The organism is Gloeotrichia echinulata CP02, from assembly GCA_038087035.1.
In the GTDB taxonomy this organism is placed as follows: Bacteria; Cyanobacteriota; Cyanobacteriia; order Cyanobacteriales; family Nostocaceae; genus Gloeotrichia; species Gloeotrichia echinulata.
Map to the genome: position 1 here is coordinate 5,155,648 of CP051187.1, position 16,579 is coordinate 5,172,226.

Annotated in this window: 14 protein-coding genes, 1 tRNA gene and 3 pseudogenes; 10 read left to right on the forward strand and 8 right to left on the reverse strand. The window is 44.5% G+C overall.

What is annotated here, in order from left to right; all coding sequences use genetic code 11:
* Positions 1–95 precede the first annotated feature (95 nt).
* Positions 96–1,418, reverse strand: coding sequence for a hypothetical protein (locus tag HEQ19_31265; protein ID WZI67245.1), 1,323 nt, complete (start codon positions 1,416–1,418; stop codon positions 96–98).
* Between the two features lie 351 nt (positions 1,419–1,769).
* On the opposite strand from HEQ19_31265, the gene gor reads away from it, so the two are divergent.
* The 5 genes and pseudogenes from gor to HEQ19_22785 all read left to right on the forward strand — a co-directional run bounded on the left by gor (position 1,770) and on the right by HEQ19_22785 (position 5,344).
* Entirely contained in the window at positions 1,770–3,146 is a 1,377-nt protein-coding gene (gor, locus tag HEQ19_22765) for a glutathione-disulfide reductase (protein WYM01913.1), read from the forward strand.
* 64 nt (positions 3,147–3,210) lie between these two features.
* Positions 3,211–3,435 (forward strand): annotated as a pseudogene (locus HEQ19_22770) (YqiA/YcfP family alpha/beta fold hydrolase).
* A gap of 173 nt (positions 3,436–3,608) precedes the next feature.
* Positions 3,609–3,737, forward strand: a pseudogene (locus tag HEQ19_22775) (YqiA/YcfP family alpha/beta fold hydrolase).
* 11 nt (positions 3,738–3,748) lie between these two features.
* On the forward strand, positions 3,749–4,060 hold the full coding sequence (locus HEQ19_22780; GenBank protein ID WZI66987.1) for a transposase: 312 nt from the start codon (positions 3,749–3,751) through the stop codon (positions 4,058–4,060).
* Positions 4,061–4,195: 135 nt separating this feature from the next.
* Complete coding sequence (locus HEQ19_22785; protein WYM01914.2) at positions 4,196–5,344, forward strand: histidinol-phosphate transaminase; 1,149 nt, start codon at positions 4,196–4,198, stop codon at positions 5,342–5,344.
* 150 nt (positions 5,345–5,494) lie between these two features.
* On the opposite strand, the gene HEQ19_22790 is transcribed toward HEQ19_22785, so the two are convergent.
* The 5 genes and pseudogenes from HEQ19_22790 to HEQ19_31270 form a co-directional block, all read right to left on the reverse strand.
* Positions 5,495–5,806: a transposase gene (locus tag HEQ19_22790; protein WZI66988.1), complete on the reverse strand. Its 312-nt coding sequence runs from the start codon at positions 5,804–5,806 to the stop codon at positions 5,495–5,497.
* 4 nt (positions 5,807–5,810) lie between these two features.
* Positions 5,811–6,341, reverse strand: a complete 531-nt coding sequence (locus HEQ19_22795) for a hypothetical protein (GenBank protein WYM01915.1) — start codon at positions 6,339–6,341, stop codon at positions 5,811–5,813.
* 1,014 nt (positions 6,342–7,355) lie between these two features.
* Positions 7,356–7,991: an N-acetyltransferase gene (locus HEQ19_22800; protein ID WYM01916.2), complete on the reverse strand. Its 636-nt coding sequence runs from the start codon at positions 7,989–7,991 to the stop codon at positions 7,356–7,358.
* Positions 7,992–8,159: 168 nt separating this feature from the next.
* Positions 8,160–8,375: pseudogene (locus tag HEQ19_22805) on the reverse strand (zinc ribbon domain-containing protein).
* A gap of 234 nt (positions 8,376–8,609) precedes the next feature.
* A complete protein-coding gene (locus HEQ19_31270; GenBank protein WZI66989.1) occupies positions 8,610–8,744 on the reverse strand; it encodes a hypothetical protein in 135 nt (44 codons plus the stop codon).
* A gap of 136 nt (positions 8,745–8,880) precedes the next feature.
* Here HEQ19_31270 and HEQ19_22815 point away from each other — a divergent pair, with 136 nt between their 5' ends.
* From HEQ19_22815 to HEQ19_22835, 5 genes are all read left to right on the forward strand, one after another.
* Complete coding sequence (locus HEQ19_22815; protein WYM01918.1) at positions 8,881–9,120, forward strand: hypothetical protein; 240 nt, start codon at positions 8,881–8,883, stop codon at positions 9,118–9,120.
* 154 nt (positions 9,121–9,274) lie between these two features.
* Entirely contained in the window at positions 9,275–12,925 is a 3,651-nt protein-coding gene (locus HEQ19_22820) for a response regulator (protein ID WYM01919.1), read from the forward strand.
* A gap of 94 nt (positions 12,926–13,019) precedes the next feature.
* Positions 13,020–14,081: a cell envelope integrity protein TolA gene (locus tag HEQ19_22825; GenBank protein WYM01920.1), complete on the forward strand. Its 1,062-nt coding sequence runs from the start codon at positions 13,020–13,022 to the stop codon at positions 14,079–14,081.
* A 57-nt stretch (positions 14,082–14,138) separates the two neighbouring features.
* Positions 14,139–14,209, forward strand: a tRNA-Gly gene (locus HEQ19_22830).
* Positions 14,210–14,825: 616 nt separating this feature from the next.
* Complete coding sequence (locus HEQ19_22835; protein ID WYM03554.2) at positions 14,826–15,182, forward strand: chromosome segregation ATPase; 357 nt, start codon at positions 14,826–14,828, stop codon at positions 15,180–15,182.
* Between the two features lie 275 nt (positions 15,183–15,457).
* On the opposite strand, the gene HEQ19_22840 is transcribed toward HEQ19_22835, so the two are convergent.
* Together HEQ19_22840 and HEQ19_22845 are read right to left on the reverse strand one after the other, a co-directional pair.
* Positions 15,458–16,204: a creatininase family protein gene (locus HEQ19_22840; GenBank protein ID WYM01921.1), complete on the reverse strand. Its 747-nt coding sequence runs from the start codon at positions 16,202–16,204 to the stop codon at positions 15,458–15,460.
* A 91-nt stretch (positions 16,205–16,295) separates the two neighbouring features.
* Positions 16,296–16,568: a cupin domain-containing protein gene (locus HEQ19_22845; protein ID WYM01922.1), complete on the reverse strand. Its 273-nt coding sequence runs from the start codon at positions 16,566–16,568 to the stop codon at positions 16,296–16,298.
* Positions 16,569–16,579: the final 11 nt, after the last annotated feature.

The window sequence follows — 16,579 nt, forward strand, 5'->3', positions numbered from 1 at the left end:
GGACAGATGCCAATTCGCGGTGAGGGAGTCATAGAAAACCCATCTTTTTTACAGCTAACTACTAATTCCTCAAAATCTCCCAACAACGAGATTAATCAAGAAGATTCAACCCTAGACACGATCAAAGTGGAACCCTTAGTAGACTCCGTTGTGGAATCAGGAAGAGACCTACCAAATAGTGTTCTGCAAAATAATCGACGCAACCAAAATTCAGGGAATCGACGCAACCAAAATTCCCCTACTAATTCAAGTAGGCCGACACCAGCACCGAAGCCAACGCCAACGCCAAGGCCAGCACCTACTCCAGCACCAGCGCTGACTCCCACGCCGAAGCCAACTTCCACTCCCACACCAGGGCCAACACCAGCACCCGCACCTGCACCAATACCCAGTCCGACGCCGGAGCCAACACCCGCACCAGCACCCGCACCAGCACCCGCACCAGCACCAGCGCCAACACCAGGGCAAACACCAGCACCCGCACCTGCACCAATACCCAGTCCGACGCCGGAGCCAACACCAGCACCAGCACCAGCACCAGCACCCGCACCTACACCCGCACCAATACCCACTCCCACGCCAACACCCGCACCTACACCCGCACCAATACCCACTCCCACGCCAACACCCGCACCTACACCCGCACCAATACCCACTCCCACGCCAACACCCGCACCCGCACCAGCACCCGCACCCGCACCCGCACCAATACCCACTCCCGCACCCGCACCCGCACCAATACCCACTCCCGCACCCGCACCCGCACCAGCACCCGCACCAATACCCAGTCCCACGCCAGCACCCGCACCAGCACCAGCACCAGCACCAGCACCAGCACCAGCACCAGCACCAGCACCCGAACCAATACCCACTCCCACGCCAACACCCGCACCCGCACCCGCACCCGCACCCGCACCCGCACCTGCACCTGCACCTGCACCTACACCAGCACCAATACCCAGTCCCACGCCGGAGCCAACACCCGCACCCGCACCAATACCCAGTCCCACGCCGGAGCCAACACCCGCACCCGCACCAATACCCAGTCCCACGCCGGAGCCAACACCCGCACCCGCACCCGCACCCGCACCTACACCAGCACCAATACCCAGTCCCACGCCGGAGCCAACACCCGCACCCGCACCAATACCCAGTCCCACGCCGGAGCCAACACCCGCACCCGCACCCGCACCTGCACCCGCACCCGCACCTACACCCGCACCAATACCCAGTCCCACGCCGGAGCCAACACCCGCACCCGCACCTGCACCAATACCCAGTCCCACGCCGGAGCCAACACCCGCACCTGCACCCGCACCAATACCCAGTCCCACGCCGGAGCCAACACCCGCACCCGCACCCGCACCAATACCCAGTCCCACGCCGGAGCCAACACCCGCACCCGCACCAATACCCACTCCCACGCCGACTCCTACCCCTACCCCTACCCCTAACCCTCCCAGATCGACTACTTAATAAAAAAATAAATTACCCAATAATTTGAGTCTGTAGGGTGCGTCAGTACCAGTAATTTCTTGCGATTCCAAAGTTTTCTCGCTCCTGACGCACCCTACAAATTGGAGATTTTTTGAATTGTCAGTCCCTTAGTAAAAAAGTGACAAACCTCTAACACCAGAGCATCTACTAACGCTAGATTAAATCAAGGGCACGACTTACGCAGAGTGGCTGAAAATATTTTTTTGTAGTTCAATTAAATTCTTTGCGTGATATCTCAGGCGGTACATTCTTGCGAGAGAGACATATAAATTATGACGTTTGATTACGATCTGTTTGTAATTGGTGCCGGTTCTGGGGGGTTGGCGGCTTCCAAACGAGCTGCTAGCTACGGGGCGAAAGTGGCGATCGCTGAAAATGATTTAGTTGGCGGTACTTGTGTGATTCGCGGTTGCGTGCCCAAAAAACTCATGGTCTATGGCTCTCGCTTTCCCGCACTGTTCCAAGAGGCTACAGGCTATGGCTGGAAAGTAGGTGAGACAGAGTTAGACTGGGAACATTTCATCACATCCATAGACAAGGAAGTCCGGCGACTGTCGCAACTACATATCAGTTTTTTAGAAAAAGCCGGAGTAGAACTAATACCTGGTCGTGCTACCTTAGTAGATCCCCATACCGTAGAAGTCGATGGACGCAAAATTACAGCCGATAAAATTTTAATTGCGGTTGGGGGGCGTCCCATCAAACCAGATTTACCGGGTATGGAATATGCCATTACCTCCGACGAAATTTTTCACCTCAAAGAACAGCCAAAGCACATTGCCATTATTGGTGCTGGTTATATTGGCACGGAATTTGCTTCCATATTGCGCGGTTTTGGTTGCCAGGTGACACAAATTACCAGGGGTGAAAAGATATTGAAGGGGTTTGATGAGGATGTCCGCACTGGTATTCAAGAAGGAATGATCAATCACGGTGTTCGCATCCTCCAGAATACTTTAGTCACAGCAATTGAGCAAGTGCCGGAAGGCTTGAAGTTGTCGTTAACTGGCGAACATGAAGAATCCGTAATTGCCGATGTATTTTTGGTGGCGACCGGTCGCAGTCCCAATATAGACGGACTGGGTTTGGAAAATGCTGGGGTTAATGTCGTTCCCAGTTCCGTGGAAGGGCCGGGATACAGCACCACAAATGCGATCTCTGTAAATGAATATAGTCAAACTAGTCAACCAAATATCTTTGCCGTGGGCGATGTTACTGATCGCTTAAATCTAACACCCGTAGCAATTGGTGAGGGTCGCGCCTTTGCTGATAGCGAATTTGGTAACAACCGCCGCAAATTTAGTCATGAGACTGTCCCCACAGCAGTGTTTTCTATCCCCGAAGCCGCAACAGTAGGCTGGACTGAAGCCCAAGCACGAGAAAAACTTGGTGATGCAGTGACAATTTTTCGCACCCGCTTCCGTCCGATGTACTATAGTTTAACCACTACACAAGAAAGAACCATGATGAAGTTGGTAGTTGATGCCAACACTGACAAAGTTCTCGGCGCTCACATGGTCGGAGACAATGCAGCAGAAATCATTCAAGGTGTAGCGATCGCCGTCAAAATGGGCGCGACCAAAAAAGACTTTGACGCCACCGTCGGTATCCATCCTTCATCTGCAGAAGAATTTGTCACCATGCGCTAATTTGGTTATTGGTCATTGGTTATTGGTCATTGGTAAAGGACAACTGACAACTGAGAAAAGTTTCATGCGTACCGAGTACATTTATCTTCATGGCTTTGCTTCTAGTCCTAATTCTGCTAAAGCACGCTATATACGCGATCGCTTTGCCGAAATTCACACAAAGCTGAAAATTCCTGATCTCAATGCTGGTGATTTTTCTCACCTGACAATTACTCGTCAGATCACTCAAGTCGCTGCGGAATTTCCTGATGAATCTGTGCCTTTGACGCTGATAGGCTCAAGTTTGGGCGCTTTTACCGAAAGCTTGGGTCTAGAGCCGCCGTTCTTCTAGGACGGCTTTTTGGTAAAATAGTGGCAACAGGCAGGGCATTGTCTGTCGGGCTAGGTGATGTAAGACGGGCTATGCCTGCTATTGCTGTTTGAATCCAGAATCCCTGAACTTTCAGATCAGGGAGTATGTCAAAAGTGCAACGCCTAGTCCTCTTAGCACCAGCCTTTGGATTTTTATCTCATTGGTTGCCCAAGCTAGGGGATGAAGCTGTACAGCATTGGCAACAGGAAAAATATCTCATGGTTTACCACTGTGGTGAAGAGCTAGAGCAATGATGACCTGGGCATTCTATCAGTTCTCTCAAACCCTTGAACATTTGTGTAACCGCTACGGTTCCAAATTGGTAAGAATAACTGAAGAATATACATCGAAGACCTGCACAAAATGCGGTCACGTTCATAGAAAACTTGGTAGTTCTAAGAACTTTAAATGCCCTACCTGTGGTTATGAAATACCACGAGATTTTAATGGAGCCGTGGGGATTTTCCTCAAGGCAATGTGGGATACCACCAACACTTACTCAGTTGGTGATGTTGTACTGGATGTTCACGATATCTCAAATGTCGGAGAATGTTTCGGTTAAAAGTATCAGATGATTTGGTGTCGGAGCATAAGTGATTAATTGGTAGTAATTGTTAGCTTTTCTGTTACTGTTGATTAACCCTTGACCCTTGACTCTTGACCCTTGACTCTTGACCCTTGACTCTTGACTAAAACTATGCTTCCATTCATCCGGTCAGATTTAGCCCAATTTACCGCCTATAAACCCCACCCTAGTAGCGATACTGGCAAAGCTGTGCCAGCGCAATTGGATCGACTGGATACAAATGAAAGCCCCTATGATTTGCCACCTGAATTAAAAGAGAAGCTGGCTTGGACTTATCAGCAAGTAATTGAAACAAATCGTTATCCTGATGGGGGACATGAAACACTTAAGGAAGCGATCGCGGAGTATGTCAATGAGTCAGCTTCTGTTTCGTCATCCTTTGTGACTGCTGCTAATATCTCTGTAGGCAATGGTTCAGATGAATTGATCCGCTCTTTATTAATTGCCACCTGTCTCAAAGGAGAAGGTTCAATTTTAGTTGCCAATCCCACTTTCTCGATGTACAAGATTGTCGCTGAAAGTTTGGGTATTCCGGTCGTAGCGGTGGCTAGAAGTGAAGCCAATTTTGAAATTGACTTAGAAGCAGCGCAGTCAGCTATCGAAAATACTCAAAATCCTCCAATTCGGGCTATTTTTGTCGTTAATCCTAATTCCCCTACGGCTAATCGCTTAACTACGGCAGAATTGGCATGGTTAAGAAGTCTGAGTGAGGAGATTTTGGTAGTCATTGATGAAGCGTACTTTGAATTTAGTCAAGCTACCCTAGTCAGCGAATTAGCACAGCGTCCTAACTGGGTAGTCCTACGCACTTTTTCTAAAGCTTTCCGGTTAGCGTCTCTTCGCGTTGGCTATTGCATTGCTCAACAGGAAGTGATCGCCATTTTAGAAAAAATTCGCTTACCTTACAATCTTCCCAGCTTCTCAATCGCCGCAGCATTAATTGCTTTGCAAAATCGCCAACTCTTGCTGGAGTCAATTAGCCAAACCCTAGTTGAACGAGACAAACTCATCGAGGCTTTGTCCCAACACCCAGCATTAGAAGTCGCTGAAAGTGCGGCTAATTTTATTTACCTGCGTTTTAAAGCAAATGCTTCTCACCCACAAGACACTGCTTTAAAAATTTTGCACCAGACACTCGCAAAGTCTGGAACTCTTGTACGGCTGCTTAACGGAGGATTGCGAATTACAGTAGGAACGATTGAAGAAAACTACCGCACCCTGAATCGACTACAAGCGGCTTTGGGCAATTTACAATTTTAATTGTCATCGTCACACTTTCGGGAACTAGATAAATAAATTATGCTAACTGGAGTTGTTGACAGTTAGGAATCAACGGTCAACTACGCTTAACTACAGGTTAATTTTTTGATTTGGCAATCCCTCACCCTGACATCACTATCGCTGATACTTTTAACCGAGACATTCTCCGACATTTGAGATATCGTGAACATCCAGTACAACATCACCAACTGAGTAAGTGTTGGTGGTATCCCACATTGCCTTGAGGAAAATCCCCACGGCTCCATTAAAATCTCGTGGTATTTCATAACCACAGGTAGGGCATTTAAAGTTCTTAGAACTACCAAGTTTTCTATGAACGTGACCGCATTTTGTGCAGGTCTTCGATGTATATTCTTCAGTTATTCTTACCAATTTGGAACCGTAGCGGTTACACAAATGTTCAAGGGTTTGAGAGAACTGATAGAATGCCCAGGTCATCATTGCTCTAGCTCCCCGAACGGCGGACTATACCAACTGTTTGTGGTAGCACACCCACTAAAAGGGCAAAGGCAACATCGGGTAGATTAGTTACCATCTCCAGTGGAAAGTACTGTTCAAATTGATCGAGAATCTTCTGAACTCGTTGCACAGCCACCGGGTTTTCTGTAATTTGTTTGATTAAACGAATCCATTGCCGCCTAATTAGGTAGGCTTTCTGCCGCTCCTCATAAGATTCGGAAGTTAATAAAGACAGGTTGCCTATAGGTATTACCCTTTGGCAATCCCAATCATAATCTCCTCCCACCGCTGCTCCAGGTCCGGCAAACTCTGCATGGTAGCGTTTAAACAGAATTAACCCATTCCGCCTGCGACTATTGACGATAAAAACCTTTCCACTATGCAAAAGTGTGAGGATATCCGAGCCATGTGATTGCTCAGTTCCATTTGGCATGACAAAATGGTCAACGAAACTGGTGTCAGGGTAATAAGTTGATACCATAGCAGTTTGATAGCGTGGGCGCTGTTCGCTATCCATGTTTTTTCAAACTTGGGAATAGTTAGGTAGTAGTATGCACTCAAAACCGGAACTTGTGTAAAATCAAATGAAATTTTTGATTTTTATTATTCTCAAAAATTTTTTGGCTAATCTAACTAAGATAGGAATAAATAGGCATTGTTCAGCAATTGAGTAATAATATTTTATGGGATTTAACTGGATTTGTCTGCGACTGGAGTCGGTTTTTTTTAAAGTTTTTATAAAGATGAACATCTTAAATACAAAGTTATTATGAGGAGTTTAATATTTGTTAAGCAGAATAATATAGAATATTTGTATATTATATTTGTTTTGTTTATTTTAGAAAATGCAACAATCGTAAATAATTGGTAAAGCTTCAACTTTTTTGTGATATTTCCGCTGGAAGGCTTGTCAGAAACCCCATCCCTAAAGGCATGGGGTTGAAAAACTCCTAGTCTGACCAATCTAAGTAATCCAATTACTACGTTTAAGGCAAGAGTTTAAAGACCTACCAAAGAGAGTGCATTCGCATAAGCGTGTCCTCAGACAAGTTCTCTGCTCTAGAAATTGAGGATTAAACAGGTCTAAAGGGGTTAAACCAGTGTCCTCATGATGAGTAAAAAATAAATTAGTAGGGAAAAAGTAGGGAAAAATCAAGCAAAGTGTGTTACCAAACGTAAATCTGTCTGAAACCCTGACCAATGAAGCCACTTCCTTTAAGCCGGCGAACCCTAGTCGAGCAGGGCTGCACAAATGAAGATCCTGACTATTAGAGGAGTCTGGACTTACCCCCATACTTTATTTGTGCCGACCTACTTACCAAAGAAATGGGTTTAAAGCCTCTGGATGATAGTTCTTCTGATTTGACTAAATATAAATAATATTAAATTTTTTCAGAGGAATTTCGTTAAAAGATGTATGATTGAGAGTAAAAAAGCAATCCTTAAACTTAAAGAGGAGCTATAGAGCTATTAATATGTTTACCTAGGTGTTAAGAAGAATATGAAAATTTGCACTTAAAAAAAAGAAAAATCAGATAATGGAATCAGCTTTAATGTGTTTGTGTAACAAGATCTGCCGTGAGGTGTTCAACAGAAAAAAATTCCAGTTAGATTCGACTTTATGCACCCGATATCCCAGCTTGAAATAAAGCTGTCGTGCCTGGTGGTTACTTTCCAAAACGTGGAGGTATAAATCTTGAAATCCCCAATCCTGAGAGACTTTTTCACAGTTCATCAGTAAGGCTGATCCTACTCCATGTCTACGGTATTTGGGACGAACAGCTAAATTAGACAGGTAAGGAAAACTCTTGCCTGAGTGTGTCCACGAATCATTGAAACGCACACCCAGTTCCACAGTGCCTACTAAGTGATTAGCACCATTTGCTGTAGTATCAACAGCAACCAAACAAACATTATGGGGTGCAGGGGATGCTAGGCGATGCCTTAAGTCTTCATAAATACCCAAACGTAGCAACGGAAAAGCCCATCCCCATATACCATTTTGGGAGTGGAAGCTTTCAGAAATAATGTGGGCAACACCACTCAAATCAGCAGGTGTAGCCGCACGGATTTGGAATTGGCGTTCGGCTAGATCGGGGGCTGGTGTGACAGGATCTTGGTGGTATGGGTGAAAAAACCAGGATGTCAAGGCTAGTTTAGTATTTATTTAATACAGGAAAAATGTTCTCAAATATCCGCAAACACCAACAAACCTGTATGAAAACTCTTAGCAGTCCAGAGCCTTCAACTTGCGCTGAGATGGCAAATTAGCTTATGGTCGTGGACTCAAGAAAATACAAAACATTATTTGAGGTGTCTTGACATACTCCCTGTCCTAAAGGAGCGGGGATTCTGGGCTGCTAACAGCAATTGCAGGCGTAGCCCGACTTACACCACCTAACCCAATAGTTGATGCCCCAACTATTTGACAGGATGGACAACGCCATTCTCTCACTGATAAGTCTAAACCTTCTAAAACGTACCCACAACTAGAACAAGTTTTGCTACTGGGATACCACCTATCAATAAATACAATCTGCTTATTCTTCTCGATCATCTATAAACCATGCATTTCGGGCTATTGCACCAGTCTTTAATTTCTCTCAACCCATAGTTATAGGTAAGGCGATAAATATGCATCCACTCTTTGAGCGATTGCTGTTGAGTGATATTCGGGTAGATTCGATAGCTGTAATTCATGGTTAACATTTGGCCATTTTAACATATTTAGTGGTAAATCTAACTCTGGTAAATCAATATAAAGCCGTCCCAGAAGGACGAGGTTTTAAACCCATTTTTCTGATAGATCCACCAGCCTGAGTTCAGGCGGTTCAGGGAATATCTTTTTTAGGGTAGAGAAGCGATCGCCACTGGTAGTTCTCAGACGATAGAGACAATCCCAGCTAACGCCAGTGCCCAATCCCCAATCCCCAATCCCTAAATACAGTCACTTGTCTTAGTGATGCTTCTGATTGATTGCTAAATTGGAAAGAGAGATTTGTCTAATAGTATACTTTTGACTTAAATCTTATTGTTGTAATATTGCTAACTTCACCATGAATGCCATAAATAAAATTTACCTACCAGTGTTAGTGCAACGGTTGCAACGGGAAAACTTAATATGCAGCTACAGATGGGTTTTTCAGCCAGCCTTAAGCGCTGTATATAGTATTGGACAGTTCTCGCCGGAGGAAAGGGTAGTTTTGGCAAGCAAGTATCAACGCTGTAACAGTCAAACTGACGATGAAAGGAATTACCCTGCACCAGAGCAAATGGCAATTGGTACAAGCCCTTGAGGCAAATTACTGTGAGTACATATTTTTACACACAGCAGTCATGTAGCCAAATAGCCTTATTGGTCGAAATGCTCTGTTCTTACCTGACTCAGAAAAATCCCTACCTGATCAGATTATTCTTTATCCAACTGCCGTTGCAGCAGAAAAGCGGTGCATGAAATCCCAAGTAAACAGTAAGCCGAAAATTTTGGTTGTCGATGATGAACCAGACAACCTTGACTTGCTTTACCGCACCTTCTATCGTGACTATAAGGTGCTCAGAGCAACTTCTGGTCCTGCTGGACTGGAGCTGCTTGCCCGAGAAGCAGAGATTTCAGTGATCATATCTGATCAGCGGATGCCGATCATGAGCGGGACAGAATTTTTGAGCCTGACAGCGACTCAATATCCAGATATTATTCGGATTATCTTAACTGGCTACACTGATGTCGAAGACCTAGTGGAAGCCATCAACGCTGGTAAGGTATTCAAATATGTTACCAAACCGTGGGAAGCAGAGGAACTCAAAGCTGTAGTCCGCCAAGCGTTGGACACCCACAATGTTCTCAGAGCCAGAACCCGCGAACTGACGCGCACCCTGCGTCAAGAATCACTGCTGAATAGTATCACCAATACGATTCGCAGCGCTTTAGACTATCGACAAATTTTACAAGCAATTGTTGATACCGTGGGTCAGATGTTGGCAGTGGATGTATGTCTGTTACGCCCCTTCCAAGATGGACAGTTGGTTGATGAAGGATTCATTTACCAGAAGACTCAAACTGGGAAAGTCCCAGAGTCAGAAAGTGGGGGAAAAAATCATTCTTTCTCTCCCTCACCCCCAAACCCCACTACCCTTCCCTTTCCTCCGGGACACTCTGTCAACGGTACACTTCGCGAACCGGAACATCTTCGAGGAACGGGGGAAACCCTAGCCCCCAATCTCCCCCTGTCCCCCTCCACCCTACTGGCGCAGACGATTTGGGAAACTCGCGAAGTACAGGTAATTCACAATGTCGTGGATGATGAGCGCATCCAGGGCGATACTCCAGAACTGAGCCAACGCCAGATAGCTTTTGATGCAGCTAGTATTCGCTCCAGCTTAGTTGTGCCCCTGATTTGCCAACAGGAACTAATGGCAGTACTGGCGCTACACCAATGTTATCAGCCCCGGGTCTGGGGGGAAGATGAGGTGAAGCTAGTCTCAATGGTCGCAGATCAGGCTGCTTTGGCTTTATCTCAGGCATATACTTATGAGCAAGTACGTGCCTTAGCCAAGCGCCAGCAGCTGGTGAATACGATTACGACTGCGATTCGCTCTAGCCTCGACCCTCAAGATATTTTTGCGGCTATTACCGCACAACTGGGACAAGCTTTACAAGTTGATGGCTGCGTTCTATCTTTATGGACAGAGGAAGATGAATTTGTCGAGTGTGTGGGCTTGTATGACAGTTCTCAAAAGCTAGCGGATGCCCTCAAGCCAGAAGCAGGGAAATTATTTAGTAATAATAATCACTCACATAATCAGCAATTACCGCGCTTTCAAGCCCCGATTAAGGACAATCCGATTCTGCAAGAAATTTTGCGGACACAGGAGCCGATAGTAATTGCGGATATGAGTCATTGTCCCATAGAAATCAAGGGGTTTGATTTGCCTTTGAAAATGCCAGCACGATCGCTGATCATTGTTCCCTTGCTGGCTGATGGCAAATGTATCGGTAGTATCATGCTGAGGGAAGGTGGTAAACCACGTAAGTGGTTAGCTTCGGAGATCGATTTGGCGAAAGCAGTAGCAGCCCAAGCGGCGATCGCTGTGCAACAATCACGCTTATACCAAAAAACTCGTGAACAAGCTGAACGCTTATTACAATTAGACAAACAAAAAACCGAATTTTTCCAAAATATCTCCCATGAGTTCCGCACACCTATTACCTTGATTCAAGGGCCTTTAGAGTCAGCGGTGGGGCTGGGTGAGGGGTTATCTTACGCTCAAAGTACAATTGCTCTACGTAACTCCCGCCGTTTGCTACGATTGGTAAATCAACTGCTCGATCTCCAACGTCTGGACGCTGGGAGGATGCAGCCAAGTTTCCGCCCCTGTGATTTAATCGAATTTATCAGTCAAATTGTCGAGTCGTTTCGCCCTTACTGTGAAAAAAAGGGATTGCATCTGCTGACGCAGTTGGGTGAATGCCCGCCAGTATACTTGGATATGGAAAAATTTGACAAGGTAGTTTATAATCTTTTGTCGAATGCTATGAAATTTACTCCTGAAGGTGGCACGATTGGGGTAAAACTCGAATATCTAGGCGATCGCTGCATATTACAAGTACAAGATACGGGAATTGGCATTGTTAAAGAACAAATTCCCCAACTATTTGAACGCTTCCGCCAAGCTGAAGGCTCAGAAAACCGTTCCTATGAAGGTAGTGGTTTGGGTTTGGCTTTGGTTAAAGAATTAGTGGAACTGCACGGTGGTAAAGTAACTGTAGATTCCGTTTACGGTGAAGGTACTACTTTTACCCTAGGTCTACTAACTGGCAATAGTCACCTACCTCATGAGCAAGTGATCGAAATGCCTTGTGAACTGAACACAAGCCGCGCTAGCGTGGAATTAGCTGATTTAGAACTAATAGAGCCAACATCAAGCAACCTCGAAAGTATTCCCACGGATTTATCACTGAGTTCTCCTATTCCAGACTCCCAGGGAAGCGGCTATTCCAATAATGGCAACAATGGTCACTCAATTTTGGTTGTCGATGATAACCCAGATTTGCGAAACTATGTATCTGATATTATCCGCAAAAACGGCTATCAAGTACACACGGCTCGTAATGGTGCCGAAGGATTCCAAATAGCTCAGGACTTTTCACCCAGCTTGATTATCACTGATTTAATGATGCCTGTGGTGACAGGACTCAAAATGATTCAATTGATCCGCAACACTGATAAATTAAAGGGAACACCAATCATTTTACTCACGGCGAAAGTTGATGAGGAGACTCGCATCGAAAGCACAGAACATGGCGCAGATGCTTATTTAGCTAAACCATTTAATGACCGGGAACTTCTTGCAGAAGTTAGGAATCTCTTAGCCTTAAAGGAAAATGAACGCAAGGTCGTGGAGCTAAATACTTATCTGACAGAATCGGTGCTAAAGCGCTTTTTACCGCCTGTATTGGTGCAAAAAGCCGCTATGGGAGATTTAACCCTCGATTTGCGACCAGAACCGCGCTTAATCACCGTTTTGTTCAGTGACATTGTTGGTTTTACCCAGCTAGCAAATACTCTCAGATCTCGACGAGTGGCAGAGTTGCTGAATGAGTATTTAGAAGTTATGACTAAAACTGTATTTGATAATGGCGGCACTGTGGATAAATTTATGGGAGATGCTATCTTAGCTTTATATGGAGCGCCAGAAGAACTAACCCCAAATGAACAGGTACGTCGAGCCATCAATACAGCCAGAGCAATGCACCGCTCATTGGAAAAGTTGAATCAACGCTGGCAAGATCAACGTATCTTAGATGCTAGCGGACATGGAGGTGTCAAATTTCGTTGTGGTATTCACCAAGGTACAGCAGTTGTGGGAATGTTTGGTAGCGCCGAACGTGCTGATTATACTGCGATCGGTCCTAGTGTGAATATTGCGGCGAGGTTGCAATCTGCTGCTATTCCCGGTACTATCCTAGTCTCTGCTGCTGTGGCAGATTATTTGCAGGACGAAGAAATTACTAAAGGTAGCCCTCTAGAACTTAAAGGAATAGACGAAACAGTTCTAACTTTTGCTGTGAAACCAGAGCTAATGGCGAAGCGCTCAAATTAAGTAGGTGGGCGCAAATAGCAAATAAATCTTACAGGCTTTGGTCGTCATTGGTTATTGGTTATTGGTAACGATTTCAGGTATATTTACATTTCGTATGACATCATCGCTTGCAGACAAAACTTCAATTCCCGCTAAGGTCTGTCGGCGACATACAGACCCACCTAGTTTGTGGTTAGTTGTAGTCATAGGTTCAGTTTCCTTACACTTACTGGCTTTCTGGCTGATAAATTCATATAAATTGAGCTTATTGTGGCGCCAGGAAAGCCAAGCCAATATTCCAATTGAAGTTATCGAGGTTTCTCAAAAGAAAAAATCGCCTGCAAAACCAATAGCTAAGGTAAAATCAGTTCCGGATCAACCAAAACCAGTCACGCCAAAGCCACTAGCCATAACTCAAAAGTTACAAACAGCTAATTTATCAACGCAAGTTGTTCCCAGGGATAAGTTAACAGCAAAACCTGTAGGTATTACTCCAGATGAGAATAAAATCTCTATCGCTAAGAATATAAAAGCGATCGCTCAACAGCGTCAACGTCAATTAGCCGAACAGCGTCAACGTCAATTAGCTGAACAGCGTCAACGTCAATTAGCTGAACAACAGCAACGTCAATTAGCTGAACAACGTCAACGTCAACTAGCTGAACAGCGTCAACATCAATTAGCTGAACAACAGCAACGTCAATTAGCTGAACAACAGCAACGTCAACTAGCTGAACAACAGCAACCTGACAACACAGTTAATACTAATAAATCAGAGCCATTTTCACGACACCCTAACGCAACAGGTGGAAGCCTCATGGCGACTATTGTTGGAGAACCGGAACAGGGACAAAGGGATAGACACACTAACCAAGCTAAAATCAAACCCAGCAACCAGCCATTTACCAAGGGTCTGGAGTATACAAAATTTATTGAACAGAAGCCTGGAGAGCCTGTAGAATTAAAGGTTATATTAACGATTTCTGAGAAAGGCAAACTTGAGAAGGTGGCGATCGCCGATCCAGTCATGTCGCCAGAACAAAAAAGCCAATATGAAGACTTCCTCACCAATCAAGTCTTTAATGGCTGGGAATTTGAACCCGCATACGATATCGATCCTCAAGATCCTAAGCCTAGCAACCTCACCGTACGTATCAAAATACAGCCGCAACCTTAATTATTGGATGCTTGACTTTCAGATAGCACTGTGTTATACTGTGAAAGTTGGAAATTTGCGGGCGTAGTTTAGTGGTAAAACTATAGCCTTCCAAGCTATTAATGCGGGTTCGATTCCCGCCGCCCGCTTAGAAATAAAACCAATTTGAAAAAAGAATGGGACAGATAGGGTAGGGGCGCAAGGCCTTGCGCCCCTACAGATTATCGATGTGTTGCAAAGATTTTTTGAATTGGGATAAAACCGTAGCATTTTGTATCCTCTCTAGGAGAATCGCTCAGAGACGGTGATAACTGGCAAATATACTGTCCATTGTCTTGAGGTAGTATGGCGATGGTAATGGTTCCAGTAATGTTGGGATTCACATTAATCATATTAAACGTAACGCAAGTTGCTTTTCTTGATTGTTATTACAGCCATTTTCAGGTAAATAGACCACAGGGTAGGGGCGCAAGGCCTTGCGCCCCTACGAAGATCTGTGGTTCAAATGAATGAAAATTGCTGTAAGTTGCCAACCGTGAATAATGATATTACAAATATAGCCAAGTCGGGGTTTGAAAAAAGAGACAAAAGAATCATTGGTAGATGCTGTTAACAAACTAAATTTTAGATTTTTTAGATTTTTTAGATTTTAATGATCAACAGCTAAAAACAAAAACTTCCTCACTGGAAAATAATAAATTTTATTTTCCAGAATGGTTGAATAAAGATTCTTTACTTGCTAAACTGAAAAATCTCTGAGAAATTTTGAGATTACCAGATACTTCACAACCATCATCACAGCAAAATATGTCACCAGTACAACCTATTGAACCATCATTTCCAGAACCTATTAGTGGTAATTGGTATTTACTCAGCGTTCGTTCTAAAAAAAGAGACTCGTTTCTGAAATATCTAAATCTTGCCATTAATCAAAATAATTTACAACAAATAATTTTAGAGGTAAAAATTCCGCAGGATGCAGTTTACGAAGATATTGTTTTGCTGAATTTAAGCAACTTTAACACGGCAAATTCTCAACTGCAAAAAATTGAGCATTTTCAAGGTCTTCAAAGAAAACCATTACCCTTGGAACAAGTTAGCCGAATGATAGGAAAACAATAATGTGCTTTGACAAAATCATCTTATTGTTAAGGAATCATCGGCATCCTGTAAATCCGGCAGTACCGATTACTTTGACCAAATACCAAATTATTACACTTATTAGCTCCAACTTGTAACCCCCTAAAATCTGTGGTTCAATCAACTGAAAACTGCTGTAATATCAAATGCGGTTGTATCGGAACTATTCCTCTTTCTAACTCTGCACCCTCAGCGCCTCTGCGGTTTTTTAAACATTCAGATGCTACCGGATTTGATATAACGCCTTTGCGTGAGGTTTACTCTGCGTTCACAAATTCCAAATACCCATTGGTGAGTTCTTTCACGGACAAATCGTAAAATTGCTTACCATGTTCTGGGGTAGCTAAAGCAGGATTGGAACCCATCCGTCCATCTGGGTAACGCCGGCGAAAATCAGCCGCACTATAAATACTGTGTCCAGTTCCAACTTCTGGTGAGAGGGGTGCTTGCTTGATCGCCTCTGGATAAACATACTGGGTGACTGCTACTTCACTAGGGGTTGCATGGGAACCTTCTTGATCACCATATAATTCCTTAGCTAGTTTGTATACTGAACTGCACATAAACCAGTTAGCTACTTGACATTGTACCTGTTGTGCGTTAGCAATTTGCAAATCTTCTAAGTGGGCGTAAGTCTCGGAGAAAGCGGCTTTGAGGGTGGCGATATTGCCGCCATGTCCATTGATAAAATAAAATTTGGTAAAACCTACTTTGGCTAAAGAAGTTACATAGTCTCGCACCACCTGAATTAAAGTGCTGGGACGCAGACTAATAGAACCGGGAAAGGCGGTATGATGGAGTGCCATACCCACATTGATTGTCGGACCAACAATCGCCTGGGTAGCTTCACCCACACCACGGGCGATCGCTTCTGCACAAATTGCATCAGTGCCAATTAATCCCGTTGGACCATGTTGCTCAGTAGACCCAATGGGAAATATAATCCCCTTAGACTGGTGTAGATAAGCTTCGACTTCCTGCCAGGTACTCAAATGTAGTAACATTTTTGATTAATGCCCTTATCAAAATAGTTGTGGGAAGAAACATTTTTATGCTAACCAGCATTACCCAAGGTGAATAACTTTTGACGCTTGATTAATCAAAGGAATAATGTTTTTTTACGTCGCTTGTAATTTCCCATGTGCAAGACATCCCAGCCGGAAAAGTTACTAAATCTCCTTTACCCATTTGTACTGGCTGTCCACCATCAGGCGTCACAATTACATCACCTGTCAAAAAGTAGCAAGTTTCTTGAGTATCATAAGTCCAAGGAAATTTTGATACTTCCTTCTGCCAAATTGCCCATTTGGAAATACCTAAGTGATTGAGGTGTTCTTGACTTGGTTGATGCTCAATTTTAATTTCCATGCTGCGATTTG